The sequence below is a fragment of the Allocoprococcus comes genome (assembly GCF_013300725.1).
Lineage (GTDB): Bacteria > Bacillota > Clostridia > Lachnospirales > Lachnospiraceae > Allocoprococcus > Allocoprococcus comes_A.
Window position 1 is genome coordinate 1 of record NZ_JAAIMM010000031.1, and the last position, 24,466, is coordinate 24,466.

General features: G+C 42.2%; 38 protein-coding genes, 1 tRNA gene and 1 pseudogene. All 40 read right to left on the reverse strand.

Annotated elements, in window-relative coordinates:
• Nucleotides 1–38: 38 nt before the first annotated feature.
• The gene (locus G4407_RS13935; protein ID WP_173689361.1) at nucleotides 39–1,067 is read right to left on the reverse strand and encodes an N-acetylmuramoyl-L-alanine amidase; all 1,029 of its coding nucleotides are present in this window, start codon (nucleotides 1,065–1,067) and stop codon (nucleotides 39–41) included.
• A gap of 27 nt (nucleotides 1,068–1,094) precedes the next feature.
• Nucleotides 1,095–1,565: a phage holin family protein gene (locus tag G4407_RS13940; RefSeq protein WP_330586100.1), complete on the reverse strand. Its 471-nt coding sequence runs from the start codon at nucleotides 1,563–1,565 to the stop codon at nucleotides 1,095–1,097.
• A gap of 14 nt (nucleotides 1,566–1,579) precedes the next feature.
• Entirely contained in the window at nucleotides 1,580–2,500 is a 921-nt protein-coding gene (locus G4407_RS13945; protein ID WP_173689362.1) for a hypothetical protein, read from the reverse strand.
• A 10-nt stretch (nucleotides 2,501–2,510) separates the two neighbouring features.
• Nucleotides 2,511–3,371, reverse strand: coding sequence for a hypothetical protein (locus G4407_RS13950; protein ID WP_173689363.1), 861 nt, complete (start codon nucleotides 3,369–3,371; stop codon nucleotides 2,511–2,513).
• A gap of 3 nt (nucleotides 3,372–3,374) precedes the next feature.
• Entirely contained in the window at nucleotides 3,375–4,376 is a 1,002-nt protein-coding gene (locus tag G4407_RS13955) for a Gp37-like protein (protein ID WP_173689364.1), read from the reverse strand.
• Nucleotides 4,367–5,206 carry a phage tail protein gene (locus G4407_RS13960; protein ID WP_173689365.1) on the reverse strand — a complete coding sequence of 280 codons (840 nt, stop codon included), beginning with the start codon at nucleotides 5,204–5,206 and terminating at the stop codon, nucleotides 4,367–4,369. Before G4407_RS13960 ends, G4407_RS13955 begins: the two co-directional genes overlap by 10 nt.
• On the reverse strand, nucleotides 5,203–7,155 hold the full coding sequence (locus tag G4407_RS13965) for a phage tail protein (RefSeq protein ID WP_173689366.1): 1,953 nt from the start codon (nucleotides 7,153–7,155) through the stop codon (nucleotides 5,203–5,205). Before G4407_RS13965 ends, G4407_RS13960 begins: the two co-directional genes overlap by 4 nt.
• Entirely contained in the window at nucleotides 7,155–7,394 is a 240-nt protein-coding gene (locus G4407_RS16595; RefSeq protein ID WP_243868858.1) for a DUF5361 domain-containing protein, read from the reverse strand. Before G4407_RS16595 ends, G4407_RS13965 begins: the two co-directional genes overlap by 1 nt.
• 143 nt (nucleotides 7,395–7,537) lie before the next feature.
• Nucleotides 7,538–7,801, reverse strand: coding sequence for a hypothetical protein (locus tag G4407_RS13975; RefSeq protein WP_179963162.1), 264 nt, complete (start codon nucleotides 7,799–7,801; stop codon nucleotides 7,538–7,540).
• On the reverse strand, nucleotides 7,801–8,352 hold the full coding sequence (locus G4407_RS13980) for a phage tail tube protein (RefSeq protein ID WP_173689368.1): 552 nt from the start codon (nucleotides 8,350–8,352) through the stop codon (nucleotides 7,801–7,803). The genes G4407_RS13975 and G4407_RS13980 overlap by 1 nt, the downstream gene beginning before the upstream one ends.
• Before the next feature lies 1 nt (nucleotide 8,353).
• Entirely contained in the window at nucleotides 8,354–8,698 is a 345-nt protein-coding gene (locus G4407_RS13985) for a hypothetical protein (protein WP_173689369.1), read from the reverse strand.
• The gene (locus G4407_RS13990) at nucleotides 8,679–8,903 is read right to left on the reverse strand and encodes a hypothetical protein (RefSeq protein ID WP_173689370.1); all 225 of its coding nucleotides are present in this window, start codon (nucleotides 8,901–8,903) and stop codon (nucleotides 8,679–8,681) included. Before G4407_RS13990 ends, G4407_RS13985 begins: the two co-directional genes overlap by 20 nt.
• Nucleotides 8,896–9,228 (reverse strand): hypothetical protein, encoded by a 333-nt coding sequence (locus G4407_RS13995; RefSeq protein WP_173689371.1) that lies wholly within the window; start codon nucleotides 9,226–9,228, stop codon nucleotides 8,896–8,898. The genes G4407_RS13990 and G4407_RS13995 overlap by 8 nt, the downstream gene beginning before the upstream one ends.
• Complete coding sequence (locus tag G4407_RS14000; RefSeq protein ID WP_173689372.1) at nucleotides 9,225–9,599, reverse strand: Gp19/Gp15/Gp42 family protein; 375 nt, start codon at nucleotides 9,597–9,599, stop codon at nucleotides 9,225–9,227. The genes G4407_RS13995 and G4407_RS14000 overlap by 4 nt, the downstream gene beginning before the upstream one ends.
• An 8-nt stretch (nucleotides 9,600–9,607) precedes the next feature.
• Complete coding sequence (locus G4407_RS14005) at nucleotides 9,608–9,889, reverse strand: hypothetical protein (protein ID WP_117558852.1); 282 nt, start codon at nucleotides 9,887–9,889, stop codon at nucleotides 9,608–9,610.
• 1 nt (nucleotide 9,890) lies between these two features.
• Nucleotides 9,891–10,787 (reverse strand): phage major capsid protein, encoded by an 897-nt coding sequence (locus tag G4407_RS14010; RefSeq protein ID WP_173689373.1) that lies wholly within the window; start codon nucleotides 10,785–10,787, stop codon nucleotides 9,891–9,893.
• A 3-nt stretch (nucleotides 10,788–10,790) separates the two neighbouring features.
• Entirely contained in the window at nucleotides 10,791–11,237 is a 447-nt protein-coding gene (locus tag G4407_RS14015) for a DUF4355 domain-containing protein (RefSeq protein ID WP_173689374.1), read from the reverse strand.
• Nucleotides 11,238–11,340: 103 nt separating this feature from the next.
• Entirely contained in the window at nucleotides 11,341–11,625 is a 285-nt protein-coding gene (locus tag G4407_RS14020; protein ID WP_173689375.1) for a DUF6275 family protein, read from the reverse strand.
• Nucleotides 11,626–11,627: 2 nt separating this feature from the next.
• On the reverse strand, nucleotides 11,628–11,756 hold the full coding sequence (locus G4407_RS16755) for a hypothetical protein (RefSeq protein WP_274597663.1): 129 nt from the start codon (nucleotides 11,754–11,756) through the stop codon (nucleotides 11,628–11,630).
• A gap of 6 nt (nucleotides 11,757–11,762) precedes the next feature.
• A complete protein-coding gene (locus G4407_RS14025; RefSeq protein ID WP_055144571.1) occupies nucleotides 11,763–12,086 on the reverse strand; it encodes a DUF4406 domain-containing protein in 324 nt (107 codons plus the stop codon).
• 105 nt (nucleotides 12,087–12,191) lie between these two features.
• Nucleotides 12,192–12,407 carry a hypothetical protein gene (locus tag G4407_RS14030; protein ID WP_173689376.1) on the reverse strand — a complete coding sequence of 72 codons (216 nt, stop codon included), beginning with the start codon at nucleotides 12,405–12,407 and terminating at the stop codon, nucleotides 12,192–12,194.
• The gene (locus tag G4407_RS14035; protein ID WP_173689377.1) at nucleotides 12,408–13,799 is read right to left on the reverse strand and encodes a VG15 protein; all 1,392 of its coding nucleotides are present in this window, start codon (nucleotides 13,797–13,799) and stop codon (nucleotides 12,408–12,410) included. It abuts the gene before it with no gap.
• Nucleotides 13,744–15,177: a phage portal protein gene (locus tag G4407_RS14040; protein WP_173689378.1), complete on the reverse strand. Its 1,434-nt coding sequence runs from the start codon at nucleotides 15,175–15,177 to the stop codon at nucleotides 13,744–13,746. Before G4407_RS14040 ends, G4407_RS14035 begins: the two co-directional genes overlap by 56 nt.
• Nucleotides 15,177–16,610: a terminase large subunit gene (locus tag G4407_RS14045; RefSeq protein WP_173689379.1), complete on the reverse strand. Its 1,434-nt coding sequence runs from the start codon at nucleotides 16,608–16,610 to the stop codon at nucleotides 15,177–15,179. Before G4407_RS14045 ends, G4407_RS14040 begins: the two co-directional genes overlap by 1 nt.
• A complete protein-coding gene (locus G4407_RS14050; RefSeq protein ID WP_173689380.1) occupies nucleotides 16,546–16,815 on the reverse strand; it encodes a hypothetical protein in 270 nt (89 codons plus the stop codon). Before G4407_RS14050 ends, G4407_RS14045 begins: the two co-directional genes overlap by 65 nt.
• Nucleotides 16,816–17,293: 478 nt before the next feature.
• Nucleotides 17,294–17,365, reverse strand: a tRNA-Met gene (locus G4407_RS14055).
• A gap of 433 nt (nucleotides 17,366–17,798) precedes the next feature.
• On the reverse strand, nucleotides 17,799–18,290 hold the full coding sequence (locus tag G4407_RS14060) for a hypothetical protein (RefSeq protein WP_173689381.1): 492 nt from the start codon (nucleotides 18,288–18,290) through the stop codon (nucleotides 17,799–17,801).
• A gap of 159 nt (nucleotides 18,291–18,449) precedes the next feature.
• On the reverse strand, nucleotides 18,450–18,902 hold the full coding sequence (locus G4407_RS14065; protein ID WP_173689382.1) for a DUF1492 domain-containing protein: 453 nt from the start codon (nucleotides 18,900–18,902) through the stop codon (nucleotides 18,450–18,452).
• The gene (locus tag G4407_RS14070; RefSeq protein ID WP_173689383.1) at nucleotides 18,884–19,075 is read right to left on the reverse strand and encodes a hypothetical protein; all 192 of its coding nucleotides are present in this window, start codon (nucleotides 19,073–19,075) and stop codon (nucleotides 18,884–18,886) included. Before G4407_RS14070 ends, G4407_RS14065 begins: the two co-directional genes overlap by 19 nt.
• Nucleotides 19,076–19,219: 144 nt before the next feature.
• Nucleotides 19,220–19,444: a DUF551 domain-containing protein gene (locus G4407_RS14075; RefSeq protein WP_173689384.1), complete on the reverse strand. Its 225-nt coding sequence runs from the start codon at nucleotides 19,442–19,444 to the stop codon at nucleotides 19,220–19,222.
• Complete coding sequence (locus tag G4407_RS14080) at nucleotides 19,441–19,794, reverse strand: Lar family restriction alleviation protein (protein ID WP_173689385.1); 354 nt, start codon at nucleotides 19,792–19,794, stop codon at nucleotides 19,441–19,443. The genes G4407_RS14075 and G4407_RS14080 overlap by 4 nt, the downstream gene beginning before the upstream one ends.
• Nucleotides 19,784–19,957, reverse strand: a complete 174-nt coding sequence (locus tag G4407_RS14085) for a hypothetical protein (protein WP_173689386.1) — start codon at nucleotides 19,955–19,957, stop codon at nucleotides 19,784–19,786. The genes G4407_RS14080 and G4407_RS14085 overlap by 11 nt, the downstream gene beginning before the upstream one ends.
• A gap of 21 nt (nucleotides 19,958–19,978) precedes the next feature.
• A complete protein-coding gene (locus tag G4407_RS14090; protein ID WP_173689387.1) occupies nucleotides 19,979–20,326 on the reverse strand; it encodes a hypothetical protein in 348 nt (115 codons plus the stop codon).
• A gap of 191 nt (nucleotides 20,327–20,517) precedes the next feature.
• Nucleotides 20,518–20,667: pseudogene (locus G4407_RS17195) on the reverse strand (helix-turn-helix domain-containing protein); the annotation flags it as partial.
• Nucleotides 20,664–20,966, reverse strand: coding sequence for a hypothetical protein (locus G4407_RS14100; RefSeq protein WP_173689389.1), 303 nt, complete (start codon nucleotides 20,964–20,966; stop codon nucleotides 20,664–20,666). The gene G4407_RS14100 and the pseudogene G4407_RS17195, both read right to left, overlap by 4 nt.
• Nucleotides 20,960–21,163: a hypothetical protein gene (locus tag G4407_RS14105; protein WP_243868859.1), complete on the reverse strand. Its 204-nt coding sequence runs from the start codon at nucleotides 21,161–21,163 to the stop codon at nucleotides 20,960–20,962. Before G4407_RS14105 ends, G4407_RS14100 begins: the two co-directional genes overlap by 7 nt.
• Entirely contained in the window at nucleotides 21,156–21,362 is a 207-nt protein-coding gene (locus G4407_RS14110; RefSeq protein ID WP_173689390.1) for a hypothetical protein, read from the reverse strand. The genes G4407_RS14105 and G4407_RS14110 overlap by 8 nt, the downstream gene beginning before the upstream one ends.
• Nucleotides 21,363–21,587: 225 nt before the next feature.
• Nucleotides 21,588–23,456, reverse strand: coding sequence for a DUF927 domain-containing protein (locus G4407_RS14115; RefSeq protein WP_173689391.1), 1,869 nt, complete (start codon nucleotides 23,454–23,456; stop codon nucleotides 21,588–21,590).
• Between the two features lie 5 nt (nucleotides 23,457–23,461).
• Nucleotides 23,462–23,950: a CHC2 zinc finger domain-containing protein gene (locus tag G4407_RS14120; RefSeq protein WP_173689392.1), complete on the reverse strand. Its 489-nt coding sequence runs from the start codon at nucleotides 23,948–23,950 to the stop codon at nucleotides 23,462–23,464.
• Nucleotides 23,947–24,456 (reverse strand): ERCC4 domain-containing protein, encoded by a 510-nt coding sequence (locus G4407_RS14125; RefSeq protein ID WP_173689393.1) that lies wholly within the window; start codon nucleotides 24,454–24,456, stop codon nucleotides 23,947–23,949. The genes G4407_RS14120 and G4407_RS14125 overlap by 4 nt, the downstream gene beginning before the upstream one ends.
• Nucleotides 24,457–24,466 lie beyond the last annotated feature (10 nt).

A 24,466-nucleotide genomic window follows, 5' to 3' on the forward strand; every position in this document is an offset into this window, starting at 1 on the left:
TAGTATACAGGTAAATCCACGTTGCTACAAATGTGAGGTCACTTCATATTATCTAACCAGCCTCTATTCTGGACGTGTGGATTGACAAGGAATTTAGCAGCCATAATCTCAATCGCTTCAATTTGCAATCCTTTTCCTTTTGTTCCCGCCCAGGATCCGTTGAATGTCCAATCTGTCCATCCGATATTTTTCTGGTGGACTCTGTAGATGTACGGCGTATCCTTGCCGGTAATCTTGATCGCTTCAATACGTTTATTCTGACCTGTAGTACCAAGGATTGTGTCTTTGGAGATATTCTTGTATTCCTTATCGCCTACATCCTTGATATGCACTACCACGTCTGTTTCTCCGACAGGAATAAGTCGGAACGCTTCGATTCTCCGGTTCTGTCCAGTCGTTCCCGACATACGACCATCAGACTGCCAACATGCCCAGCCAATATCTCTTGCATGGACCTGATATGATACGGATCCAAATACATCTTTCTTATCCTGGAACGTACCACCGGACTTAATAGCTCCATCGATCTGATCAGTTGACGCTACCAGAGCAATAGCAGAGATGCCAAATGCACTAAGGATTCCTCTTGCCAACTCATCTGTCCGATTGTTAAATTTGCTCAAATCGCCGGAGTTTGTAATAAAACCGTTTTCCAGAAGACGATAGCTATAACCTTTATAGGCTGCTCTATTTACATTGGCAAGATCGTTTTTTTCCACAATTTTATTTGCACGTCCCGGAAAGAAATTACCAATAAAATTTGAAAGAGCGGTATCATACTGATCTGGATTATATCCCTCTTTAATGATTACATGACCTCCTTTTGCCGAAGCTCCTGCGCTGTCCATGTGCAACTCCAAAATCTGCCAATCTTTCGGAATATTAAGGCTCATGATTCCATTGTCTGCATACCAGTTTCGGTTCATATCTGCGACCGTGACATTTCCACCGCCTAATGCTGATAATCTGGAAGCGAGCGCACGTACACGCTCTGCCTCCGTATATCCATATCCTACTGCTCCGCAATCACCGGCGCCATGACCGGCTATAACATATAAATGTGCCATAGTATCTCTCCTTTCAAGAGGACGGTTTTACTCGCCCTCAGTTCTCGGTTCTGTTTTGATCTCAATGTTTTTAACAGCATCTTCCGGAAGTTCTTCTGTCATATCTTCGAGGAATTTCTGAATCCATTTCTTTGCGCTTGCCGGAACCGGTAAGCCACATAAGGTCATATTTTTGAGGATGCTGACCGCCTCGTACAGGATGAAAAGCAGACAGAAAAATTCGCAGATACCTAACTTTTCGATGCCGAGAATTTTGATATACGTTTCCGGCACCATGAATAAGATATTAATGTGCATGATCACGTCCGTAGCCATGAGCAGACACACCGAGAAAAGCATAGCTGCCTTACGGATTGCTCCGTCAATACCTACGCATGAGTTGAATTTATGCTCTTTGATCGCTCTCAGGACACCAAGAAGTGTGTCCAAAGTTACTGCGATCAGTAAGATGCGGATAAATGAGTTGCCTGAAATTAATGCAATAATTTGATTCATCATTGTAATCTTCCTTTCTAAATTCCCCTTACAACTAGTAATGTTCCACCACTTAACCCTGTCGGTAATCCTGTCAGCTTTCCTCCAGAAACACCAAGTGTGATGTTTGTTGCAGCTGGTGATCCGTAAAATGCTGATTTATAATAATTTGTGCCATTAAAAGCGTAAACAGTTGTAGTAGTAGAACCACCCCACTGTGATTTTGTGGTCTCATAAGCGTAACCGTATGCTTTGATTGTTCCAGATGCTGTCTTGAAAGATACTGTTGGGTTTGTTACATCTACAAGATACGCTTCGCAGTTGTTATTGCCACCTGATGCAGTTGCTTCATATGAGCCCGTCACACCAAGAATAGAAACACCTTTCTTGATATTGGAAGCAATAATCTTTGCCTGTTCTGACTCACTGATAGCAACTTTCCCTGACCCATTGTGATATCCTTGTGGGATTGTATAACTTTCCGATTTATTGCTGATAGATTTGTCGACCGCGCCATTGTTCAGCATAGAACCTGTCAGTTTTCCGTCTTTCCCATAGGCAGTTTTACCGGTTAAGATATCTGGTGCAGTAGCGGTAGCAAAAGTGGTATGCCACTCTCTTTCCGAGCCTTTTTCCCTTACGCAGACCGCAAATCGAACACTGCCTTTGTGTGAGGTGACTTTTCTTTCCAGCACCCACTCAAAAGTTACATTGTCTCCGGAAGCCGTCATATTCTGGACAGGGTATCTGTCTTTTCCGGACTTTTCGCCAGATGCATTCTGCACATTGATATAGACGTCCGATTTCGTCAGATCAATGTTGTCCCCAACGATTTTCGGGCATATAAAATACTTTCTTACACCCTTATTGTCATTTTCAACGCCCAAAAGGTTTTCTCCTTCCGGAATGATAATACTGCGATCATCCGCGTTGATTTCCAGATATTTAATCTCTGCCATAGTCCATCTCCTAATCTACCGGAATAAAAATTCCTCTAATTGTCACACCAGTCCACGATCCGCCATTTTTAAAGGCAGATACATACAATTTATCGCTGTTCTGGCATTTGCCAAAAAATGTTGAGGATAATTTATAATAGTTGCCGTTGCGTCCCATGTCGACTTCATTTAGCTTGCAAGATACTTCCTGGCTGCATTGTTCGCCATTGATGGTTGATACCACATTCAGCGCAAATGCATATGTAATTCCGGATTTCAGCTGGCTCAGGTCAAGCGTTGCAGTCTTATAAGTGTCGGAATCTGCACCCTGCGCAGTGGTATTGATAAATATCGCCTCTCTGTTGGACAAGGTGCTTTTTGCGCTGTCTACTTCGGTGTCGAATTCCGCTGCGGATCTCCGGACCGCAAACAATCTCTTAACATCCGCAATGGTAAGTCCGTTGATCTCAACCTGATACAGTGGCATATCTGCCGTCAGGTCACCACCCTGAATATCTCCAGACGTATAAGACGGTACCGCCGGATTGCTTTCGCTTGGCGTGCCCTGGATAACCTTAATCTCTACCGCCTCAACCTTTGAGCTGGTATTCTTGGTGTATCTTGCCACGATAAGGTCAATACGTTTCATTCCTTGCGAGCCATTTGCAATCGTGACAGAATTTGTCGTATTCTTTTTGATTGATGCAGCACAGCCCTGATGGATAAGTACTCCGTCCGTGATCCGGATCTCATTGTTTGAGATGACCACCGCATTAAGCTGCTGTCCGGTCTGCAAGACGCAAGAGCCTTTTCCGAAAATACCGATATTGATATCTCTGTCCTGCTCTGCCGTGACATGTGCTGCGCCTGTGTAGCCTGTAATGATGTCCATTTATTACTCTCCTTCCAATTTATACTCTATTTTTTCTTTCCCTCCGGAAAGTTTCCAAATCTTCCTTCCGATTGGTTTTTTCATAATCACACCTGTAAGATAGTCTCTTCCGCCTACGATATCGCCAATATCGACATTTCCTTCAATTTTTTCCATCGTCATATCGTACTCGGTCTTATTCATCAGTTCGTACAATTTATCTTTTCCGCCTTTTAACAGGTCGTCTTGCTCTGCTCCGGAGCTGTCATACACCGCTTCTACCTCATCTATCCCTTTGTAGTATTGCGTCTGTCCGACATTTCCGGCAGAGTCAACATACAAGTGGATTACCATGCGATCTTTTAATTCGCCCTTCCCAAGACATATCAGATGGTTAACTCCGTTTCTACAAATGTTGACTTTAAAATCAATATCGCTGTCGCTAGAGTATTCGCATTCGGAAGAGTAGTCTGTGATCGGGACTGCCCTCACCTGCACATGACCGGCGTTTTCTTTTTCCGCCTGGATAAATTTAATCTCCATCCGGTATCCGACAGACTGCAGCATTTTCCGCAGTCCGTCATGTAGCGTACAGTATCTGGCGAATTGATAGTTTGTAACCTTTACGCCGGTATCTTCGTCCGCACCAGTAAAAAGCCCAGGAAAAGCTTCCTGGACCTTCTGCCTGATGATTGCATTTAATTCTCCGGATACCATAGCGTAGTCTTGTCCGGATTCTGGCTTGATAATTTTCTTCGCCATCAATCCTCGCCATGTAAATCCTTTTGCGGTAATACTATCTGCTTTTGTGCTGGTCGAAATTTCACGCACGATTCCGCCATATTCTGTGTCCGGAACATACACCATGCTTTCAAATTCAATCTGGCCGTTCCATCCAGAACGTGAAAATTTGATTTCGAAATCATTTACTGAATTTTTCTCGTCTGATCCAACTTCAAAGTCAATATCAGCATCCTTGACATATCCGAGTTCTTTTCCTTTTGGATCCGTGTAGATTAGCTCCATTTCGGCACACTCCTCTCCTTAAATACAGTAAAATCAAATCCGAATTCTCCATTCCAGTTGACTGCCAGCGATCCGGATGGAATTGGCTCGAAAATGCTTTTATCTTTTGCTCTTTTTTCAAAGATGTTCTGTATCGTTCCATTTCCAAGGTTCTTAGTTACTGTTTTCGCGCGACTGTTTACCGTAATGTACTCACCAGCACTCAGGGTATCGAATATCTGATACGGATAATTGTTGATTGTGATTTTAGGATCCGCGCACGGACCGTATATGATCAATTCGAAATTGCTACTTTGGAAATGATCAATCATCCAGTCTTGCACTCCGTTCTTTTCGCGTGTATAGTCATAGCTATAATCATACGGATAATCTAAATAATCGGAGGATATTTTAGGTTCTGTCGAAATCGGAAAGAAACTTCTTTTTTCTTCCGCACACCAGAACGGATATGGACAATAGATTTCTACCTTACAATCTGTTCTGCTATTATTTTTACCAGATACTTCGTTGCTTGATTTATAGATATAGCAATCAATATAGTATTCTCCATAGTAGATTCTTCCTGGAGACAAGTTCGCTACATCTCTTTCAAAAGCATCCGTGATCTTATCTAGGATTTCTTTTCTTTCCTCTACTCTTCCACGTACAGTCAGAGTAATTTCATAAACTGCCGAATCTTTTGTAAAAGAATTTACCGTTACGCCCATTTTTCGTTCTGTCGTATTTGGATTCCACTCGTAAGAATGGAAATATCCGGAGGTCGGTTTCATTTTGTCTCCGATCAGATTGTATTCTTCGCCGTTCGAGCATACATATTTAATCTCGATCATTCAAACACAACCCCCATTTCTCTTAAAGCTCTGGCTACTTCTCTGTCATTCATGTTGATCACAATCTTGTCACTTCCTCTGGATTTCTGCTTTAAGTATTCAAGCAGCTGTTCCAGTTTTGCCGACAAAATGCTATCTTTTTCGCTGTTCGCAACCGTACTTCCGGTAATAAGGTCTGCACTTGCCTTGAATGGTTCTTTAAGCGACCTTTGTAATTCGTTTGCCGCATTCGATATAAGCGATGTATTGTCAATCAATCCATTCGCGACTCCTGCATCAATCATTTTCCCGACAAACACACCCCAACGTGACGGAGAGTGGATTCCAAAGAAACTGAGCACATTGTCCTTGAAGCTTCCGAGAATTCCTTTTACAGTGTCCCACAACATATGTCCAGCTGCACTTAGTCCGTTCGCAATTCCGTGTATGATATTGCGCCCAACGCTTCCCCACGAAAAGCCTGTCGTGATCATTTGCTTAGCCGTGTTGAACGCTCCTTTAAGGATTTGTCCAGGTAAATGTACTAGTGCTTTTACTCCGTTAACAAGGAGATTCATGAGATTCTTTCCAACTCCAATCCAGTTCATTGCACTCAATACGCTTTCTGCTGCCGTAAATATCTTTGGAAGATTTGCGATCAATGTCGGAATTGCATTTATGATTCCTTTTGTCAGCGTTATGAGAATTTCTATCCCTGTTGAAAGGATTTTCGGCATGTTGTCATTGATGATTCCGGCAATATTTGTGATGATCTGCGGTACGGTTGCAATTAATGTCGGCAGAGAATTTGCTATTCCTTGAGCCAGATTTTCAATCAGGTTAAGTCCGGCATCTATCAGTTGTCCGGCGTTTGCTCTCAAATTTTCCGAAATCGTCACAAGCATTGGAAGAAACTGTGCGCAAAATGTCGGTATTCCAGATGTAAGTCCGCTCGATATTTGATTAAGCAGCTCAACGCCAACCGTTGTAAAACTCGTCAGCATACTTGGTATGTATGTCAACAAATTCGCCAGCATTCCTTGCGCTGCCACTATTGCTTGCGGACCATAGGTTTGCATCGCCTGTACTATAGCTTTCGGTAGTGATGTCATTACGCTGCCTATTGCCGGAATGACATTTGACGCAAAAGAAACCGCAGAATTCACAAGATCGTTTAAGGAATCTTCCACCGAAAGAATCGCATTTCCACTTCCATCTTTTACACCAGTTAAGGATGCCAAGAAATTAGTCGCAGACGCTTTCATCATATTAAACGAACCAGATATTGTCCCTTCCGCTTCTATAGCTGTCGTTCCTGTAATTCCAAGCTCTCCCTGGATCACATGAATCGCACTGTAGACGTCTGCCAGATTATCGATGTTGTATTCTACTCCACTGAGTTCCTGCGCTTTATCAAGAAGCCTTTGCATCTCCCCTTTTGTTCCGCCATAGCCGAGCTTTAGGTTGTCCAGCATCGTATAATTCTGCTTTGCGAATCCCTGATACGCATTTGTGATGTCTTCCATGTTGGTTCCCATTTTATTTGCGTTGTCTGACATGTCCGTCATTGCCATATCAGCTATATCAGCGGCTTTTGACGTATTATTTCCAAGCGAGCTTAACAGAGATGCCGCAAACGAGGTCGACTGCTCCATATAGGCATTTGCAGATAATCCTGCTGTTTTATACGCATTGATAGCGTTTTGATGCATCTTTTCCGCTGATTCCTTAAACAACGTTTCAATTCCGCCCATGCTCTGTTCGATTGCCGCACCCTCATTGATTGTCGATACAAGTGCTTTACCGATAGCTGCAGTCGCAATCACATTTTTGATTGTACTGACAAGTTTTCCGCCAAAAGAGGTTCCGGCCACTTCTGCCTCCGGTTCTATCGCCTGTTGTATTTTTCCACTGATTCCTTTTGCAGACGGAACAATCTGCACATAGGCCTTTGCAAGTTCCGTAGCCATTATTCTTCACCTCTTGTCAATTTTTGCCATTCTCTATCAAATTCTTCTCCTGAAGCAAACGTGCGAATATCCTTGTTTTCTCGTGGCTCTTCTCCCATCATCATTGCAAGCAATGATTTCGGTCTATTTTCTCCAGTGGTTCCGTCTTTCGACTGTAACCATGCGGTTGTTCTGGTTCCGTCAGCAATAGCTGCCATCAGAATAGTTTCTGGTATCGGTTCGATGCCTGCTATTTTCATTTTGATTCTTGAATCTGCCCTCAACCCACAAGAAAAAGTCGCTACCATTTTGCACGGTAACGACTTGTAATCATAGATATGATATGTTTCTGCAAGGTCACACAAGAGTGCGTCCTTGTCAAGATTAAGCATGTAGGCGAGGATTAAGAGTTTTTTCCTTCTTTTACGCTGTTGAAGATTTCTCCGATTTCGATCATCATTTTTGATGCCGGCACTCTTCCGCTTTCTGTTCTTAAATGTTCTTTTAAGCGATCCTTCTGTTCTTTTCCGAGAAGCCGATTTAATGCGCTGGATGTTTTTGCTGCGTTTCCATCATCCATCTCGCACAAATCTTCCAGTAGCTCATAATCATCCAATGATTCCTCGTCGATTTCGTACTCAAATCCGCTAGTTGTTTTTCCTGTCATTATTCGCTCCCCTTAATATACTCATAGTGTGTCTGTCCTTCTGCATCAGGAACGGCTGAAAGTGTTGTTTCGTATCCGATAGAATCATCGTCTTTGTATACAATATCTCCGATTTCCGTAATGCTTGCGCACGGAATTACGATACGTTTTACCGCTTTTTTCAGGATCACATCAATAACCCAGCTGCTCTGTTCCGCTTCGTTTGCATTTGCTTTTACAGTGATACCTTCTTTCAGCGTTCCGGAAACGTTTTTATCGCCGTAAACACTTTTCAGGACTTCCACATTCAGCGATTCGATAAAAGTTGTCTTGAATGTGTCTTCTTTGCTTGTCTGCATGGTTAATACTACATCTCCACCCCATGCTTTTTTATTGTCTGATTCCGGACTGTTGGAGTTTGTCAGCCCATCTTCTGAACAATATCCGAGTGTTTTAAAAGCCTCGTTCAATTCTGTAGTTGCATCCGTTGGCAGTACTGTGCCGAGTGGTGCTCTAAAAATGGCACCGCCGACTTTTGGCTTGCCAGTACTTACATTTTTTACATCTGACATCTTATTCCTCCTTAAAATATACGATATCGTACACTGCCTGATACCTGTATTTTTTTCTTGCTGTATCTGTATAGTTGTAGTCACTATTAAGAGTACACTTGCTGATATCGTTCCTATCTATTATATTTTCCATCGTGGCTTTCACTTGCTCATTTAAGACGGCCGTGTCGTATAATGTACCGGCATAGGACTGGATTGCCACTGTTGCACTGTCAATATGGTTCTCCTGTCCACTTCCAGTTTTTTCAACCAGGATGTATTTTTCCGGAAGTCCTGGTTCTTCTTCCAGCCTAACCGGTATTTGCAGTTGTTCTTCAAGATAGTCTTTAATCGTTTTTTCTATCATTCTTCTTTCCCATCGCTTTCAGTAGGCTGTTGTTTCCGTCATCTCCACACACTTTCACGACTGCTCGTGTCTGTGCAACGTAGTCTTCTTTTTCCGCCGTGCTCGATATCTTGTTTGCCTGTTCCATGAGGATCGCCTTCATTTCCGGTGATTTCATCAGTTCACGGACTCCTGCACGATTGAGTTCAATTTTTACTTTACTCATAGTGCTCCACCATCCATCTCTGATTCCATCTTCCCGGAACATTTTCATCAATTCCTTGCTTTGGCAGCCCAAACACCCTCCATGACTCTCCAAAAAAATCAACGCGGCAGTCTTTCCATGTATGATCATCACCTTTTGGAATTGCAATATCATACACTGCTTTTTTCCCAGTGATATTCAGCACATCAAGAACTTCGGTGGTTGTGGACGGAGCTACCAATACATTTTCTACATCAACCGGCATTTCTTCGTAAACAGGATGTCCAAACGGATCTGTTCCTGTTTCTTTTTTCTCATAGAGCGTTACCGTGATTCCTTTGATCATGCTTCTTCCTCCGTCTGTATTAAGCCAGAATATGGATTTGTGTATCCAATTCGATTTCCGACGCCAAGGATTTTCTTATCCAATTTAGTCAGATACAATTCGCCGCTTCCATTTGCATTTGTCCAGGTCTGTGAATATACCATTGCTGTCGTAGTTGTCTGTGTCGTTCCAATAGGTACACCTTCTTCTCTGCTTCCGAGCGTCCGAATAACCATGTTGCATGACACTAATTTCTTTGCCTCATCTGTAGCATTGCGGTTATATGCATCAATGATGATCGCTGCATCCTCTAAGAGTGCCGTTACATAATCTGTATCCGAAATATCTGTTCCTTTTCGTCTCCAAATATCCTCGATTGATGCGTATATCATTGTATCACCTACTTTTTCGCTGTTTGCGTTCTCTTTCTGGTGTTCTTAGCTGATGCCTCTTTCTTTGCTTCGACTGGTTCTTCTATATCTGGAATCACTGAGTCTTCTGTCGGTTCTTCGAGTTCTTCCACGGGTTCTTCTGTATTTTCAGCTTCTGCAACTCCTGTTTCTGTTTCGCTATCCTCGATCAAATCCTCGGTTTTTTCTTCAATAATCAGCTTAAACATTGTGGAGTCTAACACATCGTCAGACTCCACTACTATTCCAGTTTGTTTGTATAAATATTTCATATTACCCTTCCGCCTTCACGATCTTTGTAAATGCTGCCTGATCCATGATTCCAATTCCATATACAATTTCTGCACGAATTGCGATCTGATTCTGTCTCTGCAGATCTCCAAGTCCATCCGGATCACCGTATTCGATCAAGTGAGCGCCAATGGATCTCTGTACTCCCCATCTAAACGCATCAAACTGTCCTACGATTCCAAGTAACTTCGTATCTGGTGTGATTTCATTTTTTGCTGAAACTGTATCAGATACTGCTGCCTGCATTCCAGAGAAGTTAGTGAGGTTCTGCCCGAATCCGATTTCCGGATAAATCTTCCTTCCGTTTGCATCTCTCATTGTGGAAAGGCCAAATGAAAGAGTAGGATCCATTGCAATTCCGCTTGGAGTGTATCCGGATGAGATGATTACTCCTGCTGCCGCTTCAATTGCATCATCGTATTTTGCTTCTATCAGCTGGACAGACTGTGTTGTATCGATTAATCCTTCTTTTACCATATCTGATACTGTTCCGGTAAGTGGATTGATTTTGTGGATACCTACAAGGTCAAGTGCTCTTCCAAGAGCGATACCTGCATTAGATGCAAGGTCCTGAAGAACTCCGATCTGAACATCTTCATCCGCCCACTGCACTTCCTGAGAAAATCTCATGGTTACCTGCAGTTTGAACGGATTAACTGTCTTAGATGCATATGTTGTCGGAGTTGGTGACTTCTTTCCGCCTTCGCCTACCAGTTCCGCTTTCGGTGGTGCAGTTAATACCCACACCTGCTGCTTTCCAAACTTCTGCGGTCTTGCTCCGGATAACTGTGCCAGAGTAGAACCTTTCTGTGCTTTTTCAAAAATCCCCTGTGAAATCTCAGCAGGGATTGTAAAATCTGTACTAAGTAATGCTGCCATACTTTATTCTCCTTTTCCAAATATCTGATGCGCAAATTCTCGCATCGCATCGTCTGCTTCATGGTGTTCCGTAACCTTTTTTGTGTTACTTCTTGTTCCCGGGTAATTCTTTGGCTTTGCAAATTTCAAAATTGCTTCTGCCTGTTTCTTGCAAGATTCTTCATCTTCGCCAGTGAGAAGCGCTGCCGGAACACTTGTATCTTTCGCTACTTTTTCTCTTACCTGTCTAACAGTGCCTTCTTTTTCAAGTGCTGTGAGTTTTGCCTGAAGCGCATCGGACTTCTCTTTTTCCTTCTGAAGCTCCGTCTTGCTCTGCTCCTGGTACTCATCGTACTTGCTTGCTTTTGCTCTTAAGTCTTCATAATCTGCATATTTCTGTCGCTCTCTTGCGAGACGTCCTTCAATAATTGAATCTAATTCTTCCTGAGTAAAAGTCTTTTCGTTTTCCATATCTGTATATCCTCCATAGAGTAATTGTTATCGTTGTTTCCCTCATTTAAGGCATGCGTTGCCATAAAAATAACACGCATTTCTGCGTGCTAGAATTATCCATTTATTCTTCTACGTGACATGTATTAGTTAATTTCCCATACACATCTTCATACAACTCCTGTTTATCACCATTATATGTGTACTCCGCATAGATTCCATCACCACTTACGGTAGTTGATGCAAGACATTTATAATTCTGCAAAGTTTTACATGACCAAACAATAAATACGTTACTTAAATCAATCGGTGGTGTCTGCGGAGTATTTGCCTGTCCATTATTGTTGTACCATTCAACAAGTTTCTTTTTACATACACTCTGAAAGTGATCCATTCCTGTGATAATCATGATTAAGCCTCCTGTTCTGGCTGAACATTTCCGCAGCCACGGCAATATGTCTTTCCATCAACTTCTTTTGTACACATACAGTTGTATACTTCATCGCATTTCGTTTCATTTACTTCTATATAATCTTTCATATTTTTCTACTCCTCATAAATAATATCCAAACCATACGCAACCGCAGCATCGTGCTCAATCTTGCATCCTCTTGCATTCTCCCAGCCTTTGCAGAAGTACGCTGCATGACACAAAGACATATTCTCTAAGGACTTAGCAAGAAAACACAATGGAATCTGAACTACTCCACGTTCTTTCATAGATTCATTGCTGTACCATTCATCTGTAAAAAGAGTATTCACAACTTCATATCCTTTTTCTTCAAGAATCTTAATTGCTTTCTCTCTTGTTGCTACGATTTCTTCATCAGTCTTTCCAGCCATTGGCTGACTCAGCATTGCTTTTTTCATTTTTTATTCTCTCTTTCTTAAAAATAGACATAAAAATACCACCAACCATTTCTGATCAGTGGTATCTACTGCTCTTGTTATTTTATAGTCCGCATTCAAATGATGTTAATCAATTATTATTTTCGGTTTAGGATACTTTTTAGGCACTTGCGTACCATATTTTTTAATTGTGTAATCATAATTATCGGCTACACTTTTCAATAGATCATCCGCATATTTAGACTGATCAAAATCGATTTCATTCGGAATCTGAGGACAATATCCAAAATGAAGTACAAAATCCTTATGCGCTTTTTCAAACTTTGGGTTTAGAACATTCATTTACAACGCCTCCTTCATCTTTTTTTCAAAATATTCCAATGCATTTGGAAAATATTTTTTCATTTGTTCATATCTTTCTTTATCAAACTGTGCTTCAAACATATGTGCAAAAGCCTCGGATGTAACATTGTCCCGGTTTTTCCAATATTCCTTCGGATGTGATGCACACCCAATTATATTGCCTTGTGTTACACCATCAAAAAGATCTGATATTGCCGAATCTTTTCGCATATCTCCAAGTTCTTCGCTAATGGCTTTATCAACTTTATCAAAAGTACCCAAATGATGTGCTTTACCATATGCTATACGATATGACAACGAATCACTTTCCAGTAACTGAATAAAATTCTTATCATCTGATAGATTTCCAGCTAAATCATCCACTAAATGACCGTGTTCATGGAACCATGTAGCTCCAGCTCCACGTGGATTCTTTAAATCTGCGCCATAATTCATGGATATCTTTTTCGTTTTAGTATTATAGTGAGCCGTATTTTCATACACAGCATTTTCAATGCTATCACCCGAAGCATATTTTGTGAATAGTCGTTTGGCATCGTCTGTACCATGTGAAAATTTATCCTTTAGACAGTCGTAATATTCTTTGTCCATATTGCCGTCACTGCGAAGTTTTTGTTTAAACATTCCTAAATCTGATTCCATTATAGCAGAACGGGGAGTCTTTTCAATAGTTTTTGCCTTCCTTTTCGCATACAATTCTCGTTTTCTCGCGTTAATAGCCTCCTTATTTTCCTTGTACCGAATCCTCCGCATGGCATTGATATCACCACCAGCATTGTTATACTCTTCTAGGTACTTATCCGGATCATATCCTGCAACCGTGCTTCTTCCATCAAACCGGACTGCATATTCGCAATCGCAATGCGCATGAATGTGTTCAGCATGTCCGTTCCGTAACGCCTTTTTTGACCTATGCTGCCATCCTCTTGATGCAAGCGTAATGCAGAAAGCACAGGTATCTCCATGCGGTACCCAGGCAAACTGTGCACCGTCTCGCATTGCATTTTTTAAAGTAGTGTCCGCTCCGACCTGCTTTACTAATCTTGCTATCGTTGCCGGAACATTTGTCTGAGACTGCTTCATGGTTCCATGAACTGCTTTCGCCACTTCTCCATATTCCGGAAGATCTGCAATTTCAGCTGTCGGAACAACTACTCTCTGTGCCGATGCCGTAGCTTCATACATCTTGCAAGACAGGGCTCCGATAGCCTGTCCGTAACGCTGTGATAATGCAAAAGCATAATCCAGAAGAGCCTTATCATCCGCAAAACCATGCTTCTGAACATATGCCTGCATCAGATCTGCTGCCTTCTGACTAATCTGTGACATCTTCGTTATGTATTCCAGCCATGCCTTCTCCGTTATCTGCATTTTCAAATTCCTCCGTCAAGATACTGTCACCTTTTGCCCTCTGTTCCTGTGCTCGGATTCTGCGGATATCTGCCTGATCGAATCCAATCATTTCAAGAAAGATGTCTGTGTCTGCAAAACCCTGTCTTGCTGTTGCAATCTTAAGAGCTGCATCTGTAGTAGATGCTATGCTAGGCATTGCCGGATTCTTAAAATGTGCAATGATATCTTCACTTTCTTCCGGCAGATCATCCGGAGTTGTTCCAAGCTCTATTGCAAGTGCCATCTTAGCGATCCTGTGCAATGCATCCCCGTTTGACCTGTTTAATTGCTCTGCCATAAGAATCAGAGTCTGTGACTGTGCTATAATCGCTTCACTCGATGTTGGATTTGCATCATTTACCACTCCAACATCTGTCACAGCTAATCCAGTAGCTGCAGAATACTGTGTGGCCAACATCCGAAGCATCTGTACATGAGGTTCTATATTTCCTTGAGAGAGCTGGCCAAAGTTAGGCTTTTCTCCTGTCTCCGGATTGTTCGTACTATACAGAATACTTCCAACATACTGTTTGAATTTATTGTCAACCAGTGCATCGTACTGTTCATCAGACACACCTAATAAATACTTCTGTGGTGAGGTTGCGAATTCCAATCCGATCGTTGCATTTGCCACTGTTCTTACGTATCCCTGTATCAGACGGCGAATCGGCTCTTTCAACCTTGACTGGCCGAAAGGCTTATCGTTGGTTGCATCCCAGATCAGCGCAACCATGAGTGGTTCTCCGAAATCATGTGGATTTCGTGTCGCATACCATGTCCCGCCCTCACGATCCAGTTCCCAAATATCTGTATCCGTGTAAAAATTCACGTGTTCGGGACTCCATGTAACGTCCGACTCATCCCTCCTGTTATCTTCAAAAGCAAATCCGTATTTTATCCTGCCTTCTTTAGCATTCCAAGAAGCTGCCGCACAGTGCGGAGAATAGAATCGAACTCTCGCATCGTCTTGCTGGCCGGATACCGCCGCAAAAGCGCATCCATACTTTAATTCTTCCTTCACTGCTTTGTTGTATTCGGCAATGAGATGATTTCTTTTCATGATCTGGTCCATATCATCTGACTTTGTTCCATTCTCCGTAACAAATCCATCAAACATTGACCTTCCGGCAAGAACATCTACCGTCTTTGCTCCCCATGCACAGCCAATCTCAAGTTTTCCAAGACCTGCTGGCAATGCAATCCCAAGATTCACTTCATTCAGTGTGACTTTTCCGTTATAATAACGGCGCTTTTTCCTATTTGCACTTCTGTGATAATCATATATGTATTTCGATTCCTGAAGCCATTGTTGTTCTTCCGGTGGTAATCCTTCTACTCTTCCAAAATTTAACTCCATTATCCTATCCTCATCTTTCTGTTCGGATTTCGTTTCGATGTTCTGCATCCCCATAGTGCCAATGCGGCCGCTTCAATCGGTGTGGAATTATCTCCACCAAATCCCCAGCCACCAGAGATCTGCCTTTTCACTGACGTTACAGCGGATTCTGCAAGAATCTCTTGATATTTGTACCAGGTTACTGTCTTCTCATTGATTTCCTGTTCTAATTGACTTGCCGATGCAATCACATCTTTCGCAGATGGTCGTATAATCGAATGCTTGTATTTCCATACCGGAGCTATCTTCTCAATCAGAAAATCCACACCATTTCTTCCGTCTATCACTACGCACGATGCCGTCTTATATCTCTGGTTAAGCCAATCAGCCAGCCACTGGATTCCTCTATCTGTCGGTTTTATCTCGATCAGAGATATTCTTGCTTCTTCCGACTCAGGACATACAGCTCCGCATAATGCAACCAAGGATCCATCTGCTGAGAACTTAATCCCATAAGCTGTTTTACCTTCCGGCTTTCCTTTTTCTGAAGCACATGCTTCCCATTTCTTTTTATCAATAGCATAATCTTGATCGTTGTTTATCGGTGACCACCAGCCAAGACGCTCTCTTGCGAATGTATCTTCATCCATCTGTTCGCACTCTGCAGCTATTGTTGTTTCTGTCATTCGTCTTCCAAGCGCAGGATTGCATGCCGCCCAACGTGTCCGATCAGTGACATTTCCAATCTCTTCAACCGAATATTCCGTCCATGCCGTAGAATTGCTTTCTCCATTTCTAGCACGTTCTCTGATTTTTCGAAATACAGTGCCGGTGCAGTTTTCGTCCGGTGGTGTTCCGAGATAGATTGTCTGCGGATTTTTTGATGCAGAAATAGCAGGCAAAAAAGATGCCTGCTGCTCACTCGTTAATTCCTGTGCCTCATCAAAGACCAAGCAGTCTCCGTGCAATCCACGTCCTCCATTCCTGGTCCTTGCTACGAATACAACTCTGCCGCCATTTTTTAGTATGATCTGTTCTCTCCCAAGAGCCGACTTGATTTCTTTTACATATTTTCTAAGTCCTCTCGTTTCAAAAAGTCCCTTGATTTCCATGAATGTTTCTGTTGCTGTCTTCTGCAGGTGCGCTGTATATATCACCCATTCCGAATACATAATCATTCCGGATGTAATTCTTCCGGATGTATCCAGTGTTTTTCCATTCTGTCTAGGTACGGACAATCCACATGTTGGAGCTGACCATATTTCTTCTTCTGTTCGCCCCATCCAGTCATTCAGCACTTCGCTCTGCCACGGATCCACGATCAGCTTTCCGACTGCAAGAACCTTTACTGCGTCAGCTCCATCTGTATAAGCGTAATCCGGAGCAATTCTAACGGACGGCGTCTGGCTTCCCATCAGCTTTCCGTGCTGAGAGGATCTCTCCGATTTCGTCATCGTCTTTCTCCATTCCTCTTATCTCTTCAATTTCCTTAATTGTTTCACGGTATTGCTTTGATAGCTGCGGCATATTTTTCGCTCCGTCAGCATCTCCCTCTGAACATAAATCAATCTGTTTTGCCAGGATTAATGCCAGATTTTCCAACTGTTCCAAGCGATTTCCATTGCTGGCCACAGTAGCCATTTTCTTTCTTCTTGCCATAAAATCCTACCCTCGAAAAAATCTTTGTGTGTAAATCGGCGCTGGACGGCTGGGGTAGCTTCGCACACGTGGCGGGGTACCCTCCCCACCCCCTTTGGTTCCGTCACCAGGCACCATCTGTAACGTTCGTTTTAAGGCTTTGCTGACACCTTGATAATTCATTTAATGTTCGATTGCTTTTGGCCGCATTACAGCAGTAATGAGCCGCCTGCAGGTTGTTCCAGTCCTGTGCTGCCGCTTCACGTGAGCTATAGCCAAACTCACGCCACCTTGACACCGGTTTGATTTCATCTATTACGAAAGACAATGGATGATTACTGTCACTTGGTTCATCATAATGTATCGGACCTAGCCTGCCTCTGCATATTCCACACTCACCGCCTATTGCTTTCAGTCTTGCTCGGTGCTTTCTTCTTAGGTTGCCGTTCGCGCTTCTAGGGTTTCCTGCTGCCATATATTTTTACCTTCTGTTCTACGATGGACCATACATGAATCGAACATGTGACATACCGCTTATGAGGCGGTCGATCTACCACTGATCTAATGGTCCGTATTATTGTCGGCTTATGTATGCTAAAGAAAGGTTCAAAAAAATTCAATCACAACAAACATCAAGGGGGTTTTTATATATAAATCCTGAAAAGAGCAAGCCGCCTAATCTCTTCCCGGAATTTATAGCAAATAAAAAAGGCGATCTGTAATTAGACCACCTCCAATTCTGCTTTATTTTATGCATTAGAAAAGCACCTCGGAGGGTGCTGTAACTTTTTTACTCTTGTATCACAGATGCAATCTCACCAAAAAGTTCCGATAATTCTAAACATTCTTTCTTTGTAAGCTGATGAGAAAAATAATCGTCACACTGTTCATTTAAATAAAATTTATTATTTTTTAAACATATCGAAAATATCCTATCTTCCTTCATCCTATCTAATAAACACTTATGCCGATTTAATAACTTCTGTCCATTCACAAGCTCCACCTCACAAGATTTCATAATATTCTTTTATAATATTTACTATATCCGACATCGTAACAAAAACATTTTTCCCTTCAAAATTATTTTTATAATTTGCTCTTTGTTTTTCTTTGCTATCCCATACATCAACTTCATCCAACGATAGCCAGATAAAATGTGTTCCATAATCATACGGATAATCATATGGATATGTGTGTCCTTTTGCCTCATGAGCTTTTATAAAAGTTCTATTATGTTTTAAACAATTATTAGCAAATCGTAACCCAGAAAATATTTTCTTATGTTCATCCTTTATTTGTTTTTCAGGAATACGGTCAATACAGTCTGTAACCCAATGAAGCGCAGTTCCAATGGCAAAAAAGCATTCTTTGTCATCAGCATCCTCCGCTGCTACTTTTGAAATATAATTTACAGTCTTTTGTGCACTATACAATAGCATCTGTTTGTTTTCAAACATTTTCCTTCCTCCGTTCTTCACTTTAAAACCTATTTCCATAATACCTTCTTATGCGACATTACGCAACGAAAAAGACACCCAGCAATACCAGGTGTCTCTTCATGGTTTTAAATACTTACGATCGGAGAACTGTGAAAATGCCACAATACCGAGAAGTTTTCTTGTTCGCTTCTCGATGATATCATAATACCATATATTCTACTGACATTCACTGACATCTTTTTCCGGAAGTCGAAAGTTCGCCAGTGCTTTACCGTGGATTCTGTAGATCTGACGTTCCGAGAATTTCATCTTCTCCGCAATCTCCCACCAATCCAATCCACGGATGTAGTAGTAGAACAACACATCTTTTTCATTCTCACTTCGCAATCTCTTGATACGTCTTACGATCTCCTGATACTCCACCATGCGCTTATATCGCTCTTCTATCAGCTCTGCCTCCATCTTGTCAAGCTCTGCCGCATAACTAGATAGATCGCTCTGACTGCTGCTATGTGGCATCCCGTCATTGTTCAGTGATGGCGATATCTTCATTGAACGAAGCTCTGCAATTTCCGCATTAATTCTGTGGATTCTCCGCACATGAAAGCGGTACTGCCTCAGATATTCTTTCTTCTTTTTGTTTTCTTCCTTTACTGCTTCTGACTGCACCTAAACGTCCTCCCCGTCTTTTTGTCTCGTATCTCCACCAGCTCGAAGCCCAACAGGCTTGCGATATCATGCAAGGCTTTTAACGCATCTTTGGTGTGCTTCGATACCTTGTATGCATCACTGATCGCTTTACCGGCAGTCGGATCACGATAGCCTTCCTGGTTTTTATACAATGTTTCATCACCTTCTCTGCTACTCTATCATTGCCGGAATGAACAGCGCCCATAAGCACCACGCCGATCCCGTCCATTTCATTCCAATAATTACTGCAACTGTCGTAATTATCCATGCAAGTATCTTTGTATATTTATCTTCCATTATCCTTTATACCTTTCCGGAAGCGGCATCCACGCCACAACCTTATACGGTTCTCCCTGTTCATCGAACCAGACACCTGTCTGGGAATAATACAATGTTGTTGCCTTATCTGCTCCCTCGATCGTGACCAGAAACTCCGCTGCATACGCACTTCTGACATATGATTCTATGAACTCCCGTTGATCTGGAAGTCGATCTGCTGTTGAAATCCACTTATCTGTCATTCATTCCTTCCACCTTTCACAATTTCTATCACCTTTTCATAAGCATCCAGGGTGCAACGCTCGGAATACTCGTAAGCTGTTCCTTTACTTTCACCCAAACGTATGATTGCTTTTGATCGTTCCGCCTCAAGCTGTTCTTCGACCTTATCCATTTCACGTTTTTTTCTCCTGTTCCATCCGCTTATTGCTTTTTCTTCAGAGTAAGAATTTCCGGCTTTAGCAAAGCAATTTCTGCATTGTACCCAATATACTTCATCCTCGATTCCAAGTCTAAAATTTATTGGAGCTTGATATATTTCTCCTTTCCCACCGCAAAACGGGCATGGCTTTAATTGCTCATTATGTTTCATTTTTCTTGTCCTCCTGTATATGCCGCATTGCATATTGCAGTCCATCCATAAACCCAGTATAGTTGCTATTGACTTTCAATATCTTTTCGTTTGTTTCCTTTGCCATTTCCTTGGCTTTATTTTCCATTTTGGACTTAAAATACTCATATTCTCTTTTATTCATTTCATTTACCATCCCATGTCGTTACGGTAGTTCGATTTCATTATCTTTCTCTCCTTTCAACGTCCCCAATACATTCACACCAACTTCCCTCTCCAACTCCTCATTCATCAGCTGAAAATACTCTTCGTCCTTCTGTGCAAAATGCATCTGGTGTAAAACAAATTCCAGATATTTCAAAACTCCCTTTCTCTTGCAATGGTAGTTCCGGTATAGGTAATCTACACTGATCAGCAGAAAACAGTTCATTGCCTCTGCTGTGTGCTTGTCCAATTCCTTCTGGCGTTCCTTTTGGAACTCCGGACTATCCATGATTTCTTTGATCTGCTTTCGGAGCTTATGTTTCTTTAGCTGCTTATCTGCCCAACTCATTCATAAAATCCTTTCATCTTCCGCTTTGACACTGCGTTACCCTTCTGATACACACTGCATTCTTCCACGGAGCATTTTCTGCTGTGACCTGTTATCTCGATATAAGAACAGCCAGCTCCCTTTGTATTTCCTGTTGCCCGGAACATACAGGTCCTGCATTTGTGCCGGTCCGCATTACTGGCTGTTTTGCTCTCTGGCTTTGGCTTCTTGCACTTATCCGGATTCAACCAGGAATACACAGTACTGTATTTTGCATCGATCATCCTTGCAATCTCTGCCGCACCTTTTCCTTCTTTTGCCAGTTCCAGAGCTTTCTCCCTTTTATTTTCTGCCGGAATCACTTCTGGATCCGGCTCTGTGAGGGGGGGGTACTTCCGTCCTTCTCCGTTATCTCTTCCGGTGCTACTTCTCTGTTACAGTCATCTGTTCCTTTCTGCTCTACCATTTCAGCTACTGCCTGTGCAAATTCCGGATTGTGATATGCCGGAACGTTTACCAGAAAATGATTTTCTTCCTGTTCCAGGATGTCCGACAATAACCGAACATCCATACTGCCATCATCCTTTGTCCATAATACCGTCACTGGTTTACCTTTTATGTAGTCTGCCAATGTATCTTTCAATGTCTTTTCTATCAGCATGATTCTTTTTCCTCCCAGTATTCTATTACATATTCTGTCTTTCCTCTGCTCGAAGACTTACTTCCTGTATCTGTTACAATCCTTCCGATCCTGACTGAGTATCCCGCCTTTAACAACAACGTTGCTACCTTGAGTCGATCTTCTTCATTCCATTGTACAGATCCTTTTCTGATACTGCGAATTACATTTCTACTCATGCGCCATCCTCCATTCATCATGTAGAGTCTGTACCCTGCCGCTGAACCAAATCAGTAAACCACAGATATCTGGTTGATTGTCATATTTCTTCATCATGGCTTCCATGTTCTGATTCCATAATGCCATATTATGATTTGATAGATATTTTTTATAAATTCCCCAGCAATCATTGTAAATTGCCTTGATGCGTTCCTCCATACATCCTCCTTGTTACCGCATGTTACCATTTTCTTTATCCTGTTACCGTCTTCAGGAAACCGCTGAACCCATTGAAAATACTGCGTTTCAAGCATTTTTCGGAGTGAAGTTACCGAGTTACCACACGTTTTCCCATATAGAAGAAAATATTTTTCTCACTTTCACATATTTTTTTCTTCTCTATAAGGGTGAATTTTGCCCGGTAACTTGGGTAACGGGTAACTTTTACTTAAATGGCAGTTCTTCCTGCTCGTATTTATCCATTGTTTCCACCGGTTCAAACCCATCCTTATCGATGTTATCGTTCAGCCGCAGGAATACACACCTGATTGGATTGCCATCTACCTTTTTTACTTTCGTCATGCGTCCGCCCTGTGTCTCAATCAGACCTTTACGATCCGCCCAGGACAAAAAAGCTTTGTCAGAGAATCCTCCACTCTTGCATAACTCCTTGAACGCCTGGTTGTAAATTATAGCAACTCCCTTTTCAAGCGTTCCCCATTTTTCCACTTTCGTGTCCATATCAAAGCGCTGATTGTTCATGGCAATCTTGTCCTGCAGATATCGATAGCAGCGCTCATTGTCACTCAGATCATTCCTGTTGATCAGAACAGTTTTCGCCTGCTCAATCGTAATATATTCTCCATCCCGGAACAGATAATCTGTCGCGACTTTATCTGCAACCAATAAAATCGACAGTGACAGGCTTTGTTTCTGCATGGCTTCATCATCTTTTAATTCACGCATAAACTCTTTCTGCATCTGATGCAGTTTTTCCTTGCCAATCCCTTTTAGGATCTCTATGTACCTTTTCCCGGCCAGACCATAATTTTTCTTCACGATCTCTGCAGTCTCTTGCGGATCCACATACACATTATCCTTGCATTCTACTTCCAGAATACGGTTGATGGCTCCGCCCTGGGACACATAAGAATTAAGTGGACGTTCTCCATTTGTCAGAATACAGTTCTTCCATCGATTCTCTCTGGTGATTCCAAGCTCTTTGTTAGATCTGCTCTTTCCCTTTCCAGAGCACATATCATAAACCATTCCTTCAAAGTTATCCCGGATACGGCTGCTCGTCTTACTTGTATCATCCAAAACCATTGGCAGATGATTCAGCATGTCTGCTTTTGCTTCCAATGCTACTTCTGTCGTCTTAAAATCTCCGATATATGCCGATTCATCCGGATTCGCCCAGATAGACGTTGCGACCATCAGCGATACCGTTTTACCGCCCTCTGTTTCTCCCCAGAGATCTACGATAAACGGAAGTCCACCCAAGAGACTAACCAGAACACTTGCAAATGATGCAGCCATCATAAACTTAATCTCCAGGCGCTTTGTCTTTCGGAGTTTCAGCATATGACTCTGCCAGATTTTCCAGTTGCCACGTTCTGAAACACTCTCATAAGCCTGCCGGAATCGCTGATCGCCATCAAATACAATCTCTGTATCATAGGGAATAAACTGATCCTTAATCCATCCGAGCTTACTGGTGGAATACTGCACTTTAATATGGCTATCATTCATATTTTCAACATCTGACAGAAACCGGACCAGTAGCTTTGCGTTTTCAGATGTAACAGAAATTCCACGTCCAGAAAGCGCCACGATCTTACTGGCAGATGTCACCATCGTTTTCGGAACAATGATCTCATCCCATCGTCCATTTCGCTTGTATGCAATCTTGATCTGTTCTTCACCTGTCTCCAGATTCTTCATTCGTTCTACCGGAAGAATGGGATGATAACAGGCGACCGCATCCACCTGGCTGTCATTCTGTGCATATACGCCATCTTCACCGGCAATCCATGCACCGCAAAACATATTGTCATAAGGTCCGAGAAAGTTCGTCCATTTGTCAAGCATCGTAATTGGTTTCTTGCGTTCTTTCTGCTTCATTTCACGGTCAACTCTCTTGTATGCCTTGAGAAGTTCTTCGAATTTTTTCTTCACACCAAGCTCTGCAGCTCGATCAGTAAGTGATAGGATCATGCGAGCCTTGTATATTTCGTCTTCCTGTTCAAATATTTCTTGAAAGATTTTTTCTGCCAATATGCTGTCTTTGTCCAGCTTTGCCAATAGCTCCATGATTTTCACTTCCTATCCTCTAATATTTCCGCATGATACAATTCTAACTGCAGCGCATTGTAGCAGTCGCACCATGCTTCTGATAATGGCTTTGATTTGCTCAGAAATCTTCTGTATAGCGAAATCAGGTCATTATTTAATTTGTGTTCCTCTTTCAACTTCACTTCATTCTTATCACGCATTTCTCTTTCCTTGTTTGCATGATAAATTGAAAGTGAAGTCTTGAAGGACATTTTTTTTTCATACTCTCCACCAAGCATCAAAAACGCATCTTTGAACGAAATCCCGTAGAATTTCTGAATAAAAGAAAAGATGTCTCCGTTCGCTCCGCATCCGAAACAATGAAAGTCTTTATCATATATTTTCAATGATGCATCGTGATCACCTTTGTGGAAAGGACATTTAATGAATCCGGCTCTGTTCGGTTCAGGTAGTCCGCATTTCGCAAGAATATCTCGCATGTTAAATGTTTGCTTGATCTCTTCTTTTGTCATTTCGCACCACCGTCCTCCGACAGAATCCGAATGATTTCTTTGCCGGTATCCTTTTTATCGCAAAAAAGGAATTTACATCCATACTTCCGCTCTTGTGTACATAAGATTTTATACAGAGTTTCGCCGGTCATAGCTTTCGTTTCAACGTCTTCCCACTTGCCAGTCTCAGGATTTACACAACGTTTCCATCTGCGTGGATTTTCCCACCAGATCACGTCAGCCAATCTCTTGATATCTTTTCCATGTTCGATAAGAAAGATAATTTTAATGTCATTCTCACTCGCCCGGATAAGCTCTCGTCTGAACCGGTCATGATCTTGACAGACATTGTTGCAAACCTCCAAGAGATTCTGCTTACGGTCAATGACTAATCTTGGATTGTCATAACTCATGTAGTCACCAACCATAAGCTTTGACACAGGATGCTTGATACCGCACTTGTCGAAAGTTTCAACTATTTTCGCGATCGCTCTTGCCTTTTCCCTGCTATCAATCTGAATCACCAACTCTGATCAC